Genomic DNA, 16,670 nt, shown 5'->3' with positions numbered 1-16,670 from the left:
TTCAATGGGCCGTCAGGCCCTTCACATATTTCTTCGACAATTATGGCGTTCAGAAAAAACAAAAAACTCAACATTGACTTTTCCCGGGTCACCATCAGCTTGGCTTCTCCTGAATCCATTCTGGATAGCTCACATGGTGAAGTAACCCAGCCTGAAACCATCAATTACAGAACCTACAAGCCAGAGATGGGTGGTTTGTTCTGTGAAAGGATTTTCGGGCCTGTCAAAGACTGGGAATGTCATTGTGGTAAATACAAGCGCATAAGATATAAAGGTATTATCTGCGACAGATGTGGCGTGGAAGTGACTGAAAAGAAGGTCAGAAGGGAGAGAATGGGCCATATCGAATTGGTGGTTCCAGTTGCCCATATCTGGTATTTCAAATCACTTCCCAATAAAATCGGCTACCTGTTGGGGTTACCTACCAAGAAATTGGATCAGATCGTTTACTACGAAAGGTATGTGGTGGTACAGCCAGGAATCAAAGCTGAAGACGGTGTACAATACCTTGATTTCTTGACCGAAGACGAGTATTTGGACATTATCGACAAGCTTCCAAAGGAAAACCACATGCTTGACGACGAAGATCCGAATAAATTCATTGCCAAGATGGGTGCAGAAGCGCTTGAAATGCTCCTTTCCCGTTTGGACCTGGATGATCTTTCCTATAGCCTTAGACACCAAGCCGCGACAGATACTTCTCAGCAAAGAAAGGCTGAGGCATTGAAGCGTCTCAAGGTTGTTGAGGCATTCCGTGAAGCAAGGACCAGAATTGAAAACCGTCCCGAGTGGATGGTAGTGAGAATGGTTCCTGTTATTCCACCAGAATTGCGTCCCTTGGTTCCTTTGGACGGTGGTCGTTTCGCTACCTCTGACTTGAATGACCTTTATAGAAGGGTGATTATCAGGAATAACCGTCTCAAAAGGTTGATCGATATCAAGGCTCCTGAAGTAATCTTGAGAAACGAAAAACGGATGTTGCAGGAAGCAGTCGATTCCTTGTTTGACAACTCAAGAAAAGTCAATGCAGTAAGATCTGACGGAAACAGGGCTCTGAAGTCGCTTTCCGACATGCTCAAAGGTAAGCAAGGTCGATTCAGACAAAACCTCCTCGGCAAAAGGGTGGATTACTCTGGCCGTTCGGTTATCGTAGTCGGTCCGGAATTGAAATTGCATGAATGTGGTTTGCCAAAAAACATGGCGGCTGAATTGTTCAAGCCATTTATCATCAGGAAACTGATCGAAAGAGGTATTGTTAAAACTGTAAAATCGGCCAAGAAGATCGTTGACAGGAAAGATCCAGTCGTTTGGGATATCCTTGAGAACGTATTGAAAGGACACCCTGTATTGCTCAACCGTGCTCCGACATTGCACCGATTGGGTATTCAGGCATTCCAACCGAAACTGATCGAAGGAAAAGCGATCCAGCTTCACCCATTGGTTTGTACTGCCTTCAACGCCGACTTTGACGGTGACCAGATGGCGGTGCACGTACCACTTGGTCACGAAGCGATTTTGGAAGCTTCCACATTGATGCTTTCATCACACAATATCCTGAACCCAGCCAATGGCGCGCCAATCACCGTTCCTTCGCAGGACATGGTTTTGGGTCTATACTATGTGACCAAAGGCAAAAAGTCAACTCCAGAAGAGCCTGTATTGGGCGAAGGGATGACTTTCTACGGCGAAGAAGAAGTGATCATCGCACTCAATGAAGGCCGACTTTCTCAGCATGCATTCATTAAGTGTAAGGTGAAAACCCGGGATGAAAATGGTCAGTTGGTTGAAAAAATCATTGATACCGTTGCAGGTCGCTTGATTTTCAACCAGTATGTACCTGAGGAAGTGGGATATGTCAATGAATTGTTGACCAAGAAAAAGCTTCAACAGATTATCTCTGAAGTAGTAAAAATATGCGGTGTGGCCCGGACGGCTCAGTTCCTTGATGATATCAAGCAGCTTGGCTTCCAAATGGCTTACCAAGGAGGTCTTTCCATGGGCCTAAATGACGTAATCATTCCTGCTGACAAGGATCCGTTGATTACTAAAGCAAAGGATGAAGTAGATCAAGTTTGGAACAACTACTTGATGGGTCTTATTACGGATAACGAACGCTACAACCAAGTGATCGATATCTGGACTAGGACCAACTCCCATTTGACCAACATCCTGATGAAGCAAATGGAAGAGGACAAGCAGGGCTTCAATGCGATCTACATGATGATGCACTCTGGTGCTAGAGGTTCTAGGGAACAAATCCGTCAGCTCGGAGGAATGAGAGGTCTGATGGCCAAGCCACAAAAGAACCTTCAAGGTTCCGTTGGCGAAATCATCGAAAACCCAATCCTTTCCAACTTCAAAGAAGGTCTGGATGTATTGGAGTATTTCATTTCTACTCACGGTGCGAGAAAAGGTCTTGCTGACACGGCCTTGAAAACAGCTGATGCAGGTTACTTGACCAGAAGGCTTGTTGATGTGGCTCAAGATATGATTATCTCCGAAGAGGACTGCGGTACTTTGAGGGGCTTGGTGGTACAGGCATTGAAAGACAACGATGAAATTGTAGAGCCACTTTCTGAGCGTATCCTAGGAAGGGTATCAGTGCACGATGTCTACGACCCAGTGACGGAGGAACTCCTTGTTCCTGCGGGTATAGAAATAACGGAAGAAATCGCCAAGAAAGTCGATGACTCTGCTGTTGAAGAAATCGAAATCAGATCAGTACTGACCTGCGAAACCAGAAGAGGGGTCTGCGCCAAATGCTACGGACGAAACCTTGCGACTGGCCGTATGGTACAATCCGGTGAATCCGTCGGTGTTATCGCCGCACAATCTATCGGCGAACCAGGTACACAGCTTACTTTGAGAACCTTCCACGTGGGTGGTACAGCTTCCAACATTTCCGTAGAGGCAAGCATAAATGCTAAGTTTGAAGGTGTAGTTGAGTTTGATGAGGAATTCAGATCTATAGAGACTACCAACAAGGATGGTGAGAAAGTTACCATCGTTATGGGGAGATCCGGTGAAATCAAGATCAATGATGCGAAAACCGGAAAAACTTTGGTTTCCAACCACGTACCATATGGCGCTACATTGAACGTCAAGGATGGTCAAAAAATCGCCAAAGGCGAATCCCTGTGTACCTGGGATCCCTACAACGCGGTTATCCTGTCGGAATTTGACGGCGAAATCGAGTACGATTCAATCATCGAAGGCATCACTTTCAAAGAGGTTGCTGATGATCAAACCGGTTACAGAGAGAAAGTAATCATCGAAACAAAAGATAGGACCAAAAACCCAGCGATTGTAGTCAACTATGGAATGGACGAAAGCAAGTCTTACAACATTCCAGTGGGTGCACACTTGGCCGTAGAAGCGGGAGAAATGGTGAAAGCTGGACAAATCCTTGTGAAGATCCCAAGATCTGTAGGAAAAACCCGTGACATCACCGGTGGTCTGCCAAGGGTAACCGAGCTTTTCGAAGCAAGGAATCCTTCCAACCCAGCCGTGGTTTCTGAAATCGATGGCGTCGTTACCTACGGAGGTATCAAGCGTGGTAACAGGGAGATCTTCATCGAATCCAAAGATGGTGTGAAAAAGCGCTACATGGTGCCTCTTTCCAAGCATATCCTTGTTCAGGAAAACGACTTTATCAAAGCAGGTGAAGCCCTTTCTGACGGTGCCATCACTCCAAGCGACATCTTGGCCATCAAAGGCCCTACAGCCGTACAGGAATATTTGGTAAATGAAATCCAAGAAGTATATAGACTTCAGGGCGTGAAAATCAACGATAAGCACATTGAGGTGATCGTAAGCCAAATGATGCAGAAGGTTGAGATTCTTGAGCCTGGAGACACCAACTTCCTTCAAGGTCAGATTGTGGACAAGTGGGCATTCCGTGAAGAAAACGACAACATTCTGGATAAGAAAGTTGTCATGGATGCCGGAGATAGCTCGACTTTGAAGCCAGGTATGATCATTACAGCCAGAAGGTTGAGGGACGAAAACTCAAGCTTGAAGCGTAAAGATTTGAAGTTGGTACAGGTGAGAGACGCGGAAACTGCGGTTTCGCAGCCGACCCTCCAAGGAATCACAGCGGCTTCTTTGGGCACCGAAAGCTTTATCTCTGCGGCGTCCTTCCAGGAAACCACCAAGGTATTGAGCGAGGCGGCTATCAGAGGCAAGCGCGACGAGCTTTTGGGCTTGAAGGAAAACGTGATCGTAGGTCACTTGATTCCTGCAGGTACCGGACAGAGGAAATTCCAGGGTATCATTGTAGGTTCGACAGAAGAATACGACCGCTTGGCGGGAGAGAAAGAAAAAACCTACGGCAAACCCCGAGAGGCTGTAAAATAAATTTGATCAATAAATCATAAAAGGCCTGTAGCAAATACAGGCCTTTTTTCATCCAAACCATATAAAACCATGGAAGACGGAAAAGGACAAAAACCAAACTTGGATCACCAAATCAATGTGGAACTGACCGAGGACATCGCTGAGGGGATATATTCCAACCTCGCCATGATCGCCCATTCCAACTCGGAATTTGTGATTGATTTTATCAGATTGATGCCGGGTGTACCCAAGGCGAAAGTGAAATCCCGCATTATCATGACACCAGATCATGCCAAGCGATTGCTGGCTGCATTGAAAGACAATATCAGCAAATACGAGGATGCCTTTGGGAAAATCCAAACAGGTCAGGAAGCGCCGGGTTTCCCGATGAATTTTGGGGGGACATTTGGGGAGGCCTAACCAAAAATATAACAGCTTAATTTTGTTTGTTTTAACGCTTTGCATACCTTTGCAGTCCAAAAAATCACAAGTTAACGGGATAAACCAAATTTTAACAGTTAATGCCTACTATACAACAGTTAGTAAGAAAAGGTAGAACCGTCCTTGAGTTCAAGTCAAAATCCAAGGCTTTGGATGCTTGTCCTCAGAGAAGAGGTGTATGTACCAGGGTGTACACTACCACTCCCAAGAAGCCTAACTCAGCAATGAGAAAAGTGGCCAGGGTAAGATTGACGAACGGTAAAGAGGTAAACGCTTACATCCCAGGTGAGGGCCACAATCTGCAAGAGCACTCTATCGTATTGATCAGAGGCGGCAGGGTAAAGGACCTTCCAGGTGTACGTTACCACATTATCAGAGGTGCATTGGATACTGCCGGAGTAAAAGACCGTAAGCAAGGTCGCTCCAAGTACGGTGCTAAAAGACCTAAGCCAGGGGCACCTGCAGCAGCAGGAAAAGGCGCTCCAGCTAAGAAGAAGTAATTAAAACAACAACAAAGAAATGAGAAAAGCGAAACCAAAGAAGAGATATATTCTTCCTGACCCGAAGTTCCACGATACCTTGGTGACCAAGTTCGTGAACTGTCTGATGGTCGATGGCAAGAAGAGTATTGCTTACAAAATCTTCTACGACGCAGTCGAGAAGGTTGAATCAAAAGTAGGTGAGAACGGTCTTGAGGTTTGGAAAAAAGCGCTTAACAATATAACTCCATCCGTCGAGGTGAAGAGTCGTAGAGTTGGTGGTGCTACATTCCAGGTTCCGATGGAGGTTAGACCCGAAAGAAAAATGTCCCTAGGAATCAAATGGATGATTGCCTACGCCAGAAAAAGGGGTGAGAAAACAATGATGGACAGACTTGCAGGTGAAATCATCGCCGCTGCGAAAGGCGAAGGCGCCGCTGTCAAGAAAAAGGACGACACCCACAGAATGGCCGAAGCCAACAAAGCATTCTCACACTTTAGATTTTAACTAGGATGGCAAGAGATTTAAGATTTACCAGGAATATCGGTATTGCGGCGCACATTGATGCTGGCAAGACCACTACTTCCGAACGTATTCTGTATTACTCAGGAAAATCCCATAAAATCGGTGAGGTGCACGAAGGTGCAGCAACGATGGACTGGATGGCGCAGGAACAAGAAAGAGGCATTACGATTACCTCTGCTGCCACTACAGTTTTTTGGAATTACAGAAATAACCAATACCAAGTTAACTTGATTGATACTCCGGGACACGTTGACTTTACTGTTGAAGTTAACAGATCTTTGAGGGTTTTGGATGGCCTTGTGTTTTTGTTCAGTGCGGTAGACGGTGTAGAGCCACAATCCGAGACAAACTGGCGCTTGGCTGATAATTACAAAGTAGCCCGTATCGGTTTCGTAAACAAGATGGACCGTGCAGGAGCTGATTTCCTCAATGTTTGCAAGCAGGTGAAAGAAATGCTGGGTAGCAAGGCTGTGCCTTTGCAACTCCCAATCGGCGCCGAAGACAAATTCAAAGGCGTCGTTGACTTGATTAACAACAGAGGGATGGTTTGGAACGAGCACGATCAAGGTATGACCTACCAGATTGTTCCAATTCCAGACGATATGAAAGAAGAGGTGGATCAATGGAGAGAGTATCTTCTAGAGGCTGTCGCCGAATACGACGAATCTTTGATGGAGAAATTCTTCGACGATCCTAATTCCATTACGGAAAGAGAAATCCTTGATGCCTTGAGGCAAGCAGTGATCGATATGAAAATCGTTCCAATGGTATGCGGATCCTCTTTCAAGAATAAGGGTGTACAAACCATGTTGGATTTGGTAATGGAACTTTTGCCTTCTCCATTGGATAAGGACGATCTTTATGCGACAAAACTTGATTCTGAAGAGCAAGTATTGATCAAGCCTGATTTTGGAGATCCTTTTGTCGGATTGGCTTTCAAGATCGCTACTGACCCCTTTGTTGGACGTCTTTGCTTCGTGAGAGCTTATTCAGGTGTACTCGAATCAGGTTCCTACGTATTCAATAGCCGTTCTGGCAACAAAGAGCGGATTTCAAGGGTATTCCAGATGCACGCCAACAAGCAAAACCAAATCGAAAGATTGGAAGCTGGTGATATCGGTGCCGTTGTTGGATTCAAGGATATCAAAACCGGCGATACCCTTTGCGACGAAAAACGCAAAGTCGTCATGGAGTCAATGGTATTCCCTGAGCCAGTAATTGGGTATGCGATTGAAGCTAAAACCCAGGCTGACGTCGACAAATTGGGCATGGCGATCTCCAAATTGGTGGAAGAAGATCCTACCCTCCAGGTGAATACAGACCACGAAACTGGTCAGACCATCTTGAGAGGTATGGGAGAACTTCACCTGGAAATCATCATTGACCGTCTCAAAAGAGAATTCAAAGTTGAGATCAACCAAGGTGCACCACAAGTTGCATATAAAGAAGCTCTTTTTGGAAAAGTCGAGCACAAAGAAGTTTACAAAAAGCAGACCGGTGGTAAGGGTAAATTTGCCGATATCGTGTTTGAATTGGGGCCAAGGGATCCAGATCCCGAAACAGGTGAGATCAAGCCGGGCCTTGAGTTTGTAAATGGTATCGTCGGTGGTGTAATTCCAAAGGAGTTTATCCCACCTGTGCAGAAAGGATTCCAAGAGGCTATGAAGAATGGTCCTTTGGCTGGATATCCAATCGAATCGATGAAGGTAAGGTTGTTTCACGGTTCATTCCACGATGTCGATTCCGATGCGCTTTCATTCGAATTGGCGGCGAGGATCGGCTTTAAGGAGGCTGCCAAAAAGTGTAGACCGCAACTTCTAGAGCCAATCATGTCTGTTGACGTCGTAACACCAGACGAATACACTGGTCCGATCACAGGCGACTTGAACAGGCGTAGAGGCTTGATGAAGGGAATGGATACCAAAGGTACCTCTACCGTTGTTAAAGCCGCAGTTCCTTTGTCAGAATTGTTCGGATATGTGACAGATTTGAGAACGATCACATCAGGAAGGGCGACAGCCTCTTTGACGTTCTCCCATTACGAGCCTGTTCCAAACAACATTGCTGAGGGTGTGATTGCAAAAGTAAAGGGTGAGAAGTCCTAAATCTTGAGAGAAAATGAACCAGAAAATCAGAATAAAATTGAAATCATACGATCATACACTGGTGGATAAGTCATCAGAAAAGATCGTAAAGGCGGTAAAAGCTACCGGAGCCATTGTGGTTGGTCCTATTCCCTTGCCGACGAAAAAGGAGAAGTTCACTGTATTGAGATCTCCCCACGTCAACAAGAAGTCTAGGGATCAATACCAGCTTTGCACCTACAAAAGATTGGTTGACATCTACAGCAACAGTTCAAAAACTGTTGATGCGCTGATGAAAATCGAGTTGCCGTCTGGCGTAGATGTAGAAATCAAAGTCTGACGAATATCATTTATCCAATTTAAAAAGACCTACACCCTTTTGGGTGTGGGTTTTTATTTTGTCCGTCTGCGATTGATGCGGGTAATTCACACTTATTGGCCGTTAATGTCCGCATCGGCGCAATTTATTTTTGTAAATAATTGAAAATATTAAAGTTGGGGTTTGTAAGGCAAATTATAATATTTAACTTTGCAGTCCTTAAAAAGGGACCATGTGCTTATGCCCATGGTGGAAGTTTATTATACAACACAAGATGTCTGGAATAATAGGTAAAAAAGTAGGAATGACTAGCATTTTCAGTGCCGATGGACGAAACGTCGCATGCACGCTAATAGAAGCTGGTCCTTGCGTAGTGACGCAAGTAAAAAATGTAGACACAGACGGGTACAACGCTGTTCAGTTGGCGTTTGGTGAGAGAAAAGAGAAAAACACTCCCAAACCATTGATCGGTCACTTCAAAAAGGCCGGTACAACTCCGAAGCAGAAAGTTGTTGAATTCAGAGACTTCAGAGTCGAATTTGAAGGTCAAGTCAATCTCGGAAATACCGTGAAGGCCGAAGAAGTGTTCGTCGAAGGTGACTTCGTGGATGCTATCGGGACTTCAAAAGGTAAAGGTTTCCAAGGCGTTGTGAAACGTCACGGTTTTGGTGGTGTTGGTGGGCAGACCCACGGTCAGCACAACAGACAACGTCACCCAGGTTCCATCGGTGCATGCTCTTGGCCATCAAGAGTATTCAAGGGAATGAGAATGGCCGGCCGTACTGGTGGCGATAGGGTGAAAGTAATCAACCTTAGAGTTCTCAAAATCTATCCTGAGAAAAACTTGCTTTTGGTGAGTGGTTCAGTTCCAGGTGCAAAAAACTCTTTTGTAATTCTAGAGAAATAAGAAGATGGAATTAGCAGTATTTAAACAAAACGGTGAAGACACTGGCAGGAAGGTTACACTTTCTGATGACATATTCGGTATCGAGCCCAACGACCACGCGATTTATCTTGACGTGAAGCAGTATCTAGCCGCACAAAGGCAGGGTACGCACAAATCAAAAGAGAGAAACGAAATCGCAGGCTCTACCAAGAAAATAAAGAAGCAAAAAGGTACAGGCGGCGCCCGTGCGGGTTCTATCAAGGCTCCAAACTTCAGAGGAGGAGGCAGAGTATTTGGTCCTAGACCAAGAGACTATTCCTTCAAGTTGAATAAAAAGCTGAAGCGCCTCGCTAGAAGGTCCGCGTTGAGCTATAAGGTGAAAGAAAATAGCCTTTTGGTATTGGAGAGTGTGTCATTCGATGCGCCTAAGACGAAAAGCTACATTTCAATGCTACAAGGCCTTTCTTTGGCAGATAAGAAGACGCTTTTTGTCCTTCCTGAGAACAACAAGAATGTCTATCTGTCAAGCAGAAATCTACCTAGGACAAAAGTGATCACTGTTGACAGTGTCAATACTTATGACCTTTTGAATGCGGACAGCCTGGTGTTGTGTGAAGGCTCGGTAAATAAGTTAGAAACCCTTTTATCATTGTAAGAAAATGGAGATCCTAAAAAAACCTTTGATTACGGAAAAGATTTCTGCGAAAAACGAGCAGGGCGTTTACGGGTTTATTGTGGAGAAAACTGCAAAGAAGCCCGAAATCAAAAAGGCCGTTGAAAAGATGTATGGGGTAAAGGTTGTTGAGGTGCGTACAATGCGGTATGCTGCGAAACCAAAGACCAGGTATTCAAAAAACAAGATTGTTTCCGGATATACAAATGCATTCAAGAAGGCGATTGTGCAGGTGGCAGAAGGTGAAGTCATTGACTTTTACGGAGAAATTTAATTGAATCAAGATCATGGCAGTTAGAAAATTAAAACCGGTAACCCCAGGGACTAGATTCAGAGTAGCTCCCTCTTTTGATGAAATCACTACATCAAAACCTGAGAAGTCGCTGCTGGCTCCAAAGAAGAAAACTGGTGGTAGAAATAACCAAGGTCGAATGACCTCCAGGTACATTGGTGGTGGTCACAAGCAGCGCTACAGAATCATCGATTTCAAAAGACGTAAATTCGATATGTCAGCTGAAGTGCTCACAGTCGAGTACGATCCAAACAGATCCGCTAGAATTTCTTTGGTACAATATGAAGATGGAACCAAAGCTTACATCATTACCCCAGAAGGCTTGCAAGTAGGCCAGAAAATCGTTTCTGGTGAAAGCGTTGCTCCGGAGATCGGTAATGCGATGCAGTTGTACAACATTCCTTTGGGTACTATCATCCACAATATCGAACTGAAGCCTGGTAAGGGCGCAGCTTTGGCAAGATCTGCCGGAGGATATGCACAGTTAGTAGCGAGGGAAGACAAATACGTTACCGTAAAGTTGCCATCCGGTGAGACCAGGTTGATCTTGGGAACTTGCATGGCGACTGTTGGAACAGTATCCAATGCTGACCATATGAACGTTGTTCTTGGAAAAGCTGGTAGGAACCGTTGGTTGGGAAGAAGGCCAAGGACCAGAGGTGTTGCGATGAACCCTGTCGATCACCCGATGGGTGGTGGTGAAGGGCGTGCATCGGGTGGTCACCCTAGGTCTAGGAAAGGTTTACTTGCCAAGGGTAAGAAGACCAGATCTCCTAAAAAGTACTCTAACAAATTCATTGTCAGTAAAAGAAGCAAATAATTATGTCACGTTCGTTAAAAAAAGGTCCTTATATAGAGCATCACTTGGCGAAAAAAGTGGATGTAATGAACGAGTCAGGGAAAAAATCTGTCATCAAGACTTGGTCCAGAAGGTCGATGATTTCCCCGGATTTCGTAGGCCATACCTTTGCTGTGCATAATGGAAACAAATTCATCCCCGTGTTTGTCACTGACAACATGGTAGGGCACAAGCTCGGTGAATTTGCACCAACCAGAAACTTTAGGGGTCACATCGCCAAGAAAGATAAAGGAAAGAAATAATCATGGAAGCAGTAGCTAAACTAAAAAATGTACCTACCTCGCCTCGAAAAATGAGGTTGATTGCTGACCTCGTAAGAGGTAAGAGGGTAGGTTTGGCGTTGAGCATTTTGAAATACACTCCCAATCATGGTTCCCTTAAGCTCGAAAAGCTGTTGCTATCTGCGATAGCAAACTGGCAGGCAAAAAACCCTGATGAGAAGATAGAAGATGCTGACCTCTATGTAAAAACCATCTTCGTTGACGAAGGTCGTATGCTGAAGAGGCTGAGGCCAGCTCCGCAAGGAAGAGCCCACAGAATCAGGAAAAGATCAAATCATGTGACCCTCATCGTAGATTCCTTCGGTGCTGGAGTTACCGCTGATGAAACGGAAAAAACAGAAAAATCTAATTAAGATCAGACTATGGGACAAAAGATAAACCCAATCGGTTTTAGGCTTGGAGTCATCAAAGGTTGGGATTCTAACTGGTACGGTGGCAAAGATTTCGCTGAGAAGCTGTTTGAAGACCAGCAGATCAGGAAATACGTCAACGCCAGGATTCCTAAAGGTGGTATTGCAAAGGTTGTGATTGAGAGGACTTTGAAGCGCATTACCCTCACCATCCATACTGCACGTCCGGGCGTCGTCATCGGCAAAGGCGGAGCAGAGGTTGATAAACTGAAAGAGGAACTGAAGAAGCTTACCAACAAAGATGTTCAAATCAACATCTTCGAAATCAAACGTCCTGAATTGGATGCTAAGTTGGTAGGCGAGTCAATCGCCCAGCAGTTGCAGGCTCGTATTTCTTTCCGAAGGGCAATGAAGCAAGCTATCGCGGCTTCTATGAGAGTTGGGGCAGAAGGTATCAAGGTAAAGCTTTCCGGACGTTTGGGTGGAGCTGAAATGGCGAGATCAGAAATGTACAAAGAGGGTAGAATCCCATTGCATACTTTGCGAGCTGATATTGACTATGCGGTTTCTGAAGCCAATACGGTTTATGGGATCATAGGTATCAAGGTTTGGATATTCAAAGGTGAGGTTTACGGTAGAAGAGATTTGTCTCCAAACGTAGGCATGACCAATGAACCAAAAGGAGCCGCAGCCGCAGCACCGAGAGGAAAGCGGAGAGAAGGCAATGGTCCGAAGAGAAGAAAAAAGAATAACTAATTTTCACCCTTTTGTGAGAAATCATGTTACAGCCGAAGAGAACCAAGTATAGAAAAATGCACAAAGGCAGAGTCAAAGGAATTGCCACCAGAGGCCACAACCTCGATTTTGGCAACTTTGGTATCAAGTCTTTGGAGCCCGGATGGATCACCTCACGTCAGATTGAAGCGGCACGTATCGCGATGACGAGGGCGATGAAAAGAGAAGGACAGGTTTGGATCAGGATTTTCCCTGACAAACCTATCACCAGAAAACCAGCAGAGGTTAGGATGGGTAAAGGTAAGGGTGCGCCAGAATATTGGGTTGCCGTTATCAAGCCAGGTACGATCCTTTTCGAAGCTACAGGTGTGAGTCTCGAGACTGCTCAAGAAGCGTTGAGACTTGCTCAACAAAAGCTTCCAATAAGCACAAAATTCGTAGTACGTAGAGATTACGTTGAATAAGCAAAAAGATGAAAAATTCTGAAATTAGAGCACTTTCCGAAAGTGAACTCCAAGAGCGGATAGCCGCTGAGCAGACCAATCTAACCAAGTTGAAGTTTGCACATGCTATCTCTCCAATTGAAAATCCAAACAAAATCAAGGAGTCAAGGCGTTTCATCGCGAGATTGAAGACTGAATTGACTGCTAAACAACAGGCTAAATGATGATCGAGATGGCTACTACTGAGAGAAATCTTCGTAAAGAAAGAATTGGTAAGGTAGTGAGCAACAAGATGGACAAGTCCATTACAGTTGCCGTAGAGCGAATGGTTCAACATTCGATGTACGGCAAGTTTGTTGCGAAGACTACCAAATTTATGGCTCATGACGAGAAGAACGACGCTAATGAAGGCGATATCGTCAGGATCAGCGAAACTCGTCCGCTGAGTAAGAAGAAGCGTTGGAGACTTGTGGAAATTATCGAAAGGGCTAAGTAATCATGGTACAACAAGAATCAAGACTAAGCGTTGCGGATAATTCCGGTGCCAAAGAGGTATTGGTTATTCGCGTGTTGGGCGGTACAGGAAAGCGCTATGCCACCATTGGTGACAAAGTCGTCGTGACTGTAAAATCAGCCCTCTCTTCCGGTAATATCAAAAAAGGTACCGTGTCTAAGGCGGTGATCGTGAGGACAAAGAAGGAAATCAGACGCAAAGATGGATCCTATATCCGCTTTGAAGATAATGCAGCAGTGCTGTTGAACAACAACAACGAGCCTAGAGGTACACGTATTTTCGGGCCCGTGGCAAGGGAGTTGAGAGAAAAGCAGTACATGAAGATTATATCCCTAGCCCCAGAAGTATTGTAATCATGGAAAGAAAATTCAATAAGCAACCAAAGTTGCATGTAAGGTCCGGTGATACCGTGAAGGTGATCGCAGGGGACGACAAAGGCAAATCAGGTAAAATTCTTTCTGTTGACCTTGAGAAAAGAAGGGCGATCGTAGAAGGATTGAACCTCGTGACCAAACACGTTAAGCCATCCGCATCCAGCCCACAGGGTGGGATTCAAAAAAAGGAGGCCCCAATTCATGTGAGCAACCTGATGTTGGTGGATCCTAAGACAGGAGAAGCAACTCGTACAGGTAGGAAAAAGAACGAAAACGGAAAGCTGGTAAGGTATTCCAAAAAAACAGGGGAGGTGATCAATGGCTAATCCTAGAATCAAAGAAAAATACAACTCAGAGATCGTAGCTGCGCTTAAGGAAAAATTCCAATATAAGTCTGTGATGCAGGTGCCTAAATTGACGAAAATTGTCATCAACAAGGGTATTGGAGCTGCAGTGGCCGACAAGAAATTGGTAGACCAGGGTGTAGAGGAACTTTCTCTGATTTCCGGCCAAAGGGCTGTTGCGACAAAAGCGAAAACCTCTGTTTCCAACTTCAAGTTGAGAGAGGGCATGCCAATCGGAGCGAAAGTCACACTTCGCGGTGACAAGATGTATGAGTTTCTTGACAGGTTGGTGACAGTGGCACTTCCTCGAGTAAGGGATTTCAAAGGTATCAGTGACAAGGGCTTTGATGGAAGAGGCAATTATACGCTTGGAATTACCGAACAGATCATTTTCCCTGAAATCAGCATCGAAAAAGTCAATAAGATATCTGGTATGGACGTTACCTTCGTGACGACTGCCAATACCGATGAGGAAAGCTACGCACTGTTGAAAGCTTTTGGGATGCCTTTTGTTAACAAAAACAACTAAGAGATATGGCAAGAGAGTCATTAAAAGCTCGAGAGAGAAAAAGAGAGCGTCTTGTAGCAAAATATGCCAAGAAAAGAGCTGAATTGAAAGCAGCTGGCGATTATGAAGCTTTGGATAAACTTCCAAAGAATGCCTCCCCAGTGAGATTGCACAACAGATGTAAGCTCACCGGACGTCCAAAAGGATACATGAGGAAATTCGGGATCAACAGGGTGACTTTCAGGGAGATGGCCCAAGCTGGCAAAATCCCTGGACTTACTAAGTCTAGCTGGTAAAAATTAAGCAAGAGTTTTTATTGTAAAAATCATTGTGTAACTTTGCACGCCCGAAACCAGGGTGTGCAGTTAGACTTATATAAATATGACTGATCCAATAGCTGATTATCTAACTCGATTGAGGAACGCCATCAAAGCTTCCCATCGAATTGTTGAGGTACCTGCTTCCAATATCAAGAAGGAGATTACAAAAGTACTTCATGATAAAGGGTATATTCAAAACTATAAATTTGAAGAGGAGGGTCCTCAGGGAACCATCAAAATAGCTTTGAAATACAACCCGTCAACAAAGCAGAATGCCATCGTTAGCCTGTCTAGAATTAGCAAACCAGGCCTGAGAAAGTATGTGAAACATGAAGACCTTCCTAGGGTAATCAACGGTCTAGGAATCGCCATTCTTTCTACTTCAAAAGGTGTAATGACCGATAAAGAAGCGAGGACTGAAGGAATAGGAGGAGAAGTACTTTGCTACGTATATTAATAAAACGTCATGTCAAGAATAGGTAAAAAACCGATAGATATTCCGGCGGGTGTTACTGTAGACGTGTCAGCGCACAACGTTGTCACTGTTAAAGGTCCCAAGGGAACCCTCAGTAGGGATGTGAATCCCGACATTACTGTGAAAGTAGAAGGAAAGGAACTGCTAGTCGAGCGTCCTACCGACTCAAAGAGACACAAGTCTCTGCATGGCTTGTACCGTGCGCTTATCAACAACATGGTTGTAGGTGTATCCCAAGGATATAAGAAAGAGTTGGAATTGGTGGGTGTTGGTTACAAAGCATCTAATCAAGGTCAGGTGTTGGAGCTTTCATTGGGTTATTCGCACAGCATCTTCTTTGCACTGCCTGAGTCAGTAAAATTGGCTACCGAAACTCCAAAAGGTAAAAACCCTTTGATTACGTTGGAGGGCATTGACAAGGAACTGGTAGGGCAAATTGCTGCCAAGATCAGGTCATTGAGAAAAGTGGAGCCTTACAAAGGAAAAGGTGTTCGCTTCGTAGGTGAAATTGTAAGACGTAAGGCTGGTAAAACTGCTGGTAAAAAATAATTAAGATGGCCTTTAATAAGAACTCAAGAAGACTCAGAATCAAAAAGGGTATCCGTAGGAAAATCTCCGGTACTGATTCTAGACCTCGTTTGTCAGTATTTAAAAGCAATACTGGTATCTATGCCCAGTTGGTCAATGACCTAAAGGGGCATACATTGGCCCAGGCTTCGTCCAAAGAACTCGGGTCGGTGAATAACACCAACGTGACAGTATCCAAAGAAGTCGGTAAGAAACTTGCTGAAAGGGCTTTGGAAAGCGGAATCACGGAAGTTGTATTTGACAGAAGTGGCTATATATATCACGGTAACGTCAAAGCTCTTGCCGAAGGCGCAAGAGAGGGAGGCCTTAAATTTTAATCTATTATGTCTCAAGTTAGAAGAAAACCAATCAGGGCTACAGATACAGAATTGAAAGAGAGAGTTGTAGCTATAAACCGAGTAGCCAAAGTGGTAAAAGGTGGTAGAAGATTCTCGTTCTCGGCAATTGTCGTAGTAGGTGACGGAAATGGCATAGTAGGTTACGGGCTTGGCAAAGCGAACGAAGTGACTGACGCAATCACAAAAGGCATTGAAGACGCTAAGAAGAATCTCGTAAAGGTTCCGGTACTGAAAGGTACTATTCCTCATGATCAGCTTGGTAAATTTGGCGGCGGATTTGTTTACATCAAGCCTGCGGCACCCGGTACTGGCGTTATTGCCGGTGGTGCAATGCGTGCTGTTTTGGAATCTGCTGGAGTTACTGACGTTTTGGCGAAGTCAAAAGGTTCCTCAAACCCGCACAACGTGGTTAAGGCTACAATAGATGCCTTGGTACAGTTGAGGGATGCGATTGCAGTTTCCCAACAGAGAGGTGTGAAAATGTCAAAGGTTTTTAACGGTTAATC

The 16,670-nt window shown here is 44.8% G+C and carries 24 protein-coding genes; all 24 read left to right on the top strand.

The genetic code is table 11. From position 1 onward, the window contains the following. The first annotated feature begins 42 nt into the window (after window positions 1-42). The 24 genes from rpoC to rpsE all read left to right on the top strand — a co-directional run bounded on the left by rpoC (window position 43) and on the right by rpsE (window position 16,668). A complete protein-coding gene (gene rpoC / locus C943_RS10575; protein WP_040480090.1) occupies window positions 43-4,356 on the top strand; it encodes a DNA-directed RNA polymerase subunit beta' in 4,314 nt (1,437 codons plus the stop codon). Between the two features lie 69 nt (window positions 4,357-4,425). Beyond that, window positions 4,426-4,755, top strand: coding sequence for a DUF3467 domain-containing protein (locus C943_RS10570; protein WP_008627489.1), 330 nt, complete (start codon window positions 4,426-4,428; stop codon window positions 4,753-4,755). 101 nt (window positions 4,756-4,856) lie between these two features. After that, window positions 4,857-5,276, top strand: coding sequence for a 30S ribosomal protein S12 (gene rpsL / locus C943_RS10565; protein WP_040480088.1), 420 nt, complete (start codon window positions 4,857-4,859; stop codon window positions 5,274-5,276). 19 nt (window positions 5,277-5,295) lie between these two features. Next, window positions 5,296-5,763, top strand: coding sequence for a 30S ribosomal protein S7 (gene rpsG, locus C943_RS10560; protein ID WP_008627485.1), 468 nt, complete (start codon window positions 5,296-5,298; stop codon window positions 5,761-5,763). A gap of 5 nt (window positions 5,764-5,768) precedes the next feature. Continuing rightward, window positions 5,769-7,886 (top strand): elongation factor G, encoded by a 2,118-nt coding sequence (gene fusA, locus C943_RS10555; protein ID WP_008627482.1) that lies wholly within the window; start codon window positions 5,769-5,771, stop codon window positions 7,884-7,886. A 13-nt stretch (window positions 7,887-7,899) separates the two neighbouring features. Then, complete coding sequence (gene rpsJ, locus C943_RS10550) at window positions 7,900-8,205, top strand: 30S ribosomal protein S10 (RefSeq protein ID WP_008627480.1); 306 nt, start codon at window positions 7,900-7,902, stop codon at window positions 8,203-8,205. Window positions 8,206-8,458: 253 nt separating this feature from the next. Then, window positions 8,459-9,091 carry a 50S ribosomal protein L3 gene (rplC, locus tag C943_RS10545; protein WP_040480324.1) on the top strand — a complete coding sequence of 211 codons (633 nt, stop codon included), beginning with the start codon at window positions 8,459-8,461 and terminating at the stop codon, window positions 9,089-9,091. Window positions 9,092-9,095: 4 nt separating this feature from the next. Then, the gene (rplD, locus tag C943_RS10540) at window positions 9,096-9,725 is read left to right on the top strand and encodes a 50S ribosomal protein L4 (protein ID WP_008627465.1); all 630 of its coding nucleotides are present in this window, start codon (window positions 9,096-9,098) and stop codon (window positions 9,723-9,725) included. Window positions 9,726-9,729: 4 nt separating this feature from the next. Beyond that, on the top strand, window positions 9,730-10,017 hold the full coding sequence (gene rplW / locus C943_RS10535) for a 50S ribosomal protein L23 (protein WP_040480085.1): 288 nt from the start codon (window positions 9,730-9,732) through the stop codon (window positions 10,015-10,017). A 13-nt stretch (window positions 10,018-10,030) separates the two neighbouring features. Beyond that, the gene (rplB, locus tag C943_RS10530) at window positions 10,031-10,855 is read left to right on the top strand and encodes a 50S ribosomal protein L2 (RefSeq protein ID WP_008627459.1); all 825 of its coding nucleotides are present in this window, start codon (window positions 10,031-10,033) and stop codon (window positions 10,853-10,855) included. A 2-nt stretch (window positions 10,856-10,857) separates the two neighbouring features. Then, window positions 10,858-11,136, top strand: coding sequence for a 30S ribosomal protein S19 (gene rpsS, locus C943_RS10525; RefSeq protein WP_040480082.1), 279 nt, complete (start codon window positions 10,858-10,860; stop codon window positions 11,134-11,136). Between the two features lie 2 nt (window positions 11,137-11,138). Next, a complete protein-coding gene (gene rplV, locus C943_RS10520; protein ID WP_040480080.1) occupies window positions 11,139-11,528 on the top strand; it encodes a 50S ribosomal protein L22 in 390 nt (129 codons plus the stop codon). A gap of 9 nt (window positions 11,529-11,537) precedes the next feature. Then, on the top strand, window positions 11,538-12,281 hold the full coding sequence (gene rpsC / locus C943_RS10515; protein WP_008627455.1) for a 30S ribosomal protein S3: 744 nt from the start codon (window positions 11,538-11,540) through the stop codon (window positions 12,279-12,281). Window positions 12,282-12,304: 23 nt separating this feature from the next. Then, entirely contained in the window at window positions 12,305-12,724 is a 420-nt protein-coding gene (rplP, locus tag C943_RS10510; RefSeq protein WP_040480078.1) for a 50S ribosomal protein L16, read from the top strand. An 8-nt stretch (window positions 12,725-12,732) separates the two neighbouring features. Further along, window positions 12,733-12,927 carry a 50S ribosomal protein L29 gene (rpmC, locus tag C943_RS10505; RefSeq protein WP_008627453.1) on the top strand — a complete coding sequence of 65 codons (195 nt, stop codon included), beginning with the start codon at window positions 12,733-12,735 and terminating at the stop codon, window positions 12,925-12,927. A gap of 8 nt (window positions 12,928-12,935) precedes the next feature. Then, window positions 12,936-13,199 (top strand): 30S ribosomal protein S17, encoded by a 264-nt coding sequence (gene rpsQ, locus C943_RS10500; RefSeq protein WP_040480322.1) that lies wholly within the window; start codon window positions 12,936-12,938, stop codon window positions 13,197-13,199. Window positions 13,200-13,201: 2 nt separating this feature from the next. Further along, window positions 13,202-13,570 carry a 50S ribosomal protein L14 gene (gene rplN / locus C943_RS10495; RefSeq protein WP_008627450.1) on the top strand — a complete coding sequence of 123 codons (369 nt, stop codon included), beginning with the start codon at window positions 13,202-13,204 and terminating at the stop codon, window positions 13,568-13,570. A gap of 2 nt (window positions 13,571-13,572) precedes the next feature. Then, on the top strand, window positions 13,573-13,917 hold the full coding sequence (rplX, locus tag C943_RS10490; protein ID WP_008627449.1) for a 50S ribosomal protein L24: 345 nt from the start codon (window positions 13,573-13,575) through the stop codon (window positions 13,915-13,917). Further along, window positions 13,910-14,464 carry a 50S ribosomal protein L5 gene (gene rplE / locus C943_RS10485; protein ID WP_008627448.1) on the top strand — a complete coding sequence of 185 codons (555 nt, stop codon included), beginning with the start codon at window positions 13,910-13,912 and terminating at the stop codon, window positions 14,462-14,464. Before rplX ends, rplE begins: the two co-directional genes overlap by 8 nt. 5 nt (window positions 14,465-14,469) lie before the next feature. After that, on the top strand, window positions 14,470-14,739 hold the full coding sequence (gene rpsN, locus C943_RS10480; RefSeq protein ID WP_008627447.1) for a 30S ribosomal protein S14: 270 nt from the start codon (window positions 14,470-14,472) through the stop codon (window positions 14,737-14,739). Window positions 14,740-14,824: 85 nt separating this feature from the next. After that, a complete protein-coding gene (rpsH, locus tag C943_RS10475; RefSeq protein WP_040480074.1) occupies window positions 14,825-15,220 on the top strand; it encodes a 30S ribosomal protein S8 in 396 nt (131 codons plus the stop codon). Between the two features lie 9 nt (window positions 15,221-15,229). Continuing rightward, entirely contained in the window at window positions 15,230-15,787 is a 558-nt protein-coding gene (rplF, locus tag C943_RS10470) for a 50S ribosomal protein L6 (RefSeq protein WP_008627439.1), read from the top strand. A gap of 5 nt (window positions 15,788-15,792) precedes the next feature. Next, window positions 15,793-16,143, top strand: a complete 351-nt coding sequence (rplR, locus tag C943_RS10465; RefSeq protein WP_008627436.1) for a 50S ribosomal protein L18 — start codon at window positions 15,793-15,795, stop codon at window positions 16,141-16,143. A gap of 6 nt (window positions 16,144-16,149) precedes the next feature. After that, on the top strand, window positions 16,150-16,668 hold the full coding sequence (gene rpsE / locus C943_RS10460) for a 30S ribosomal protein S5 (protein ID WP_008627435.1): 519 nt from the start codon (window positions 16,150-16,152) through the stop codon (window positions 16,666-16,668). Window positions 16,669-16,670: the final 2 nt, after the last annotated feature.

Source organism: Mariniradius saccharolyticus AK6, assembly GCF_000330725.2.
Taxonomy (GTDB): Bacteria; Bacteroidota; Bacteroidia; order Cytophagales; family Cyclobacteriaceae; genus Mariniradius; species Mariniradius saccharolyticus.
Note: the sequence above shows the minus strand (reverse complement) of the source record. Positions and strands in the feature narration are given on the sequence as shown.

Excerpts from the sequence above, each read along its gene's own strand:
- rplF (WP_008627439.1), top strand. The coding sequence starts at position 15,230 with ATGTCAAGAATAGGTAAAAAACCGATAGATATTCCGGCGGGTGTTACT.
- rpsJ (WP_008627480.1), top strand. The coding sequence starts at position 7,900 with ATGAACCAGAAAATCAGAATAAAATTGAAATCATACGATCATACACTG.
- rpsC (WP_008627455.1), top strand. The coding sequence starts at position 11,538 with ATGGGACAAAAGATAAACCCAATCGGTTTTAGGCTTGGAGTCATCAAA.
- C943_RS10570 (WP_008627489.1), top strand. The coding sequence starts at position 4,426 with ATGGAAGACGGAAAAGGACAAAAACCAAACTTGGATCACCAAATCAAT.
- rplV (WP_040480080.1), top strand. The coding sequence starts at position 11,139 with ATGGAAGCAGTAGCTAAACTAAAAAATGTACCTACCTCGCCTCGAAAA.
- rpsL (WP_040480088.1), top strand. The coding sequence starts at position 4,857 with ATGCCTACTATACAACAGTTAGTAAGAAAAGGTAGAACCGTCCTTGAG.
- rpoC (WP_040480090.1), top strand. The coding sequence starts at position 43 with ATGGCGTTCAGAAAAAACAAAAAACTCAACATTGACTTTTCCCGGGTC.
- rplW (WP_040480085.1), top strand. The coding sequence starts at position 9,730 with ATGGAGATCCTAAAAAAACCTTTGATTACGGAAAAGATTTCTGCGAAA.
- rpsG (WP_008627485.1), top strand. The coding sequence starts at position 5,296 with ATGAGAAAAGCGAAACCAAAGAAGAGATATATTCTTCCTGACCCGAAG.
- rplN (WP_008627450.1), top strand. The coding sequence starts at position 13,202 with ATGGTACAACAAGAATCAAGACTAAGCGTTGCGGATAATTCCGGTGCC.
- rplB (WP_008627459.1), top strand. The coding sequence starts at position 10,031 with ATGGCAGTTAGAAAATTAAAACCGGTAACCCCAGGGACTAGATTCAGA.
- rpsH (WP_040480074.1), top strand. The coding sequence starts at position 14,825 with ATGACTGATCCAATAGCTGATTATCTAACTCGATTGAGGAACGCCATC.
- rplD (WP_008627465.1), top strand. The coding sequence starts at position 9,096 with ATGGAATTAGCAGTATTTAAACAAAACGGTGAAGACACTGGCAGGAAG.
- rpsS (WP_040480082.1), top strand. The coding sequence starts at position 10,858 with ATGTCACGTTCGTTAAAAAAAGGTCCTTATATAGAGCATCACTTGGCG.
- rplP (WP_040480078.1), top strand. The coding sequence starts at position 12,305 with ATGTTACAGCCGAAGAGAACCAAGTATAGAAAAATGCACAAAGGCAGA.
- rplR (WP_008627436.1), top strand. The coding sequence starts at position 15,793 with ATGGCCTTTAATAAGAACTCAAGAAGACTCAGAATCAAAAAGGGTATC.
- rpsE (WP_008627435.1), top strand. The coding sequence starts at position 16,150 with ATGTCTCAAGTTAGAAGAAAACCAATCAGGGCTACAGATACAGAATTG.
- rpmC (WP_008627453.1), top strand. The coding sequence starts at position 12,733 with ATGAAAAATTCTGAAATTAGAGCACTTTCCGAAAGTGAACTCCAAGAG.
- rpsQ (WP_040480322.1), top strand. The coding sequence starts at position 12,936 with ATGGCTACTACTGAGAGAAATCTTCGTAAAGAAAGAATTGGTAAGGTA.
- rpsN (WP_008627447.1), top strand. The coding sequence starts at position 14,470 with ATGGCAAGAGAGTCATTAAAAGCTCGAGAGAGAAAAAGAGAGCGTCTT.
- rplC (WP_040480324.1), top strand. The coding sequence starts at position 8,459 with ATGTCTGGAATAATAGGTAAAAAAGTAGGAATGACTAGCATTTTCAGT.
- rplE (WP_008627448.1), top strand. The coding sequence starts at position 13,910 with ATGGCTAATCCTAGAATCAAAGAAAAATACAACTCAGAGATCGTAGCT.
- fusA (WP_008627482.1), top strand. The coding sequence starts at position 5,769 with ATGGCAAGAGATTTAAGATTTACCAGGAATATCGGTATTGCGGCGCAC.
- rplX (WP_008627449.1), top strand. The coding sequence starts at position 13,573 with ATGGAAAGAAAATTCAATAAGCAACCAAAGTTGCATGTAAGGTCCGGT.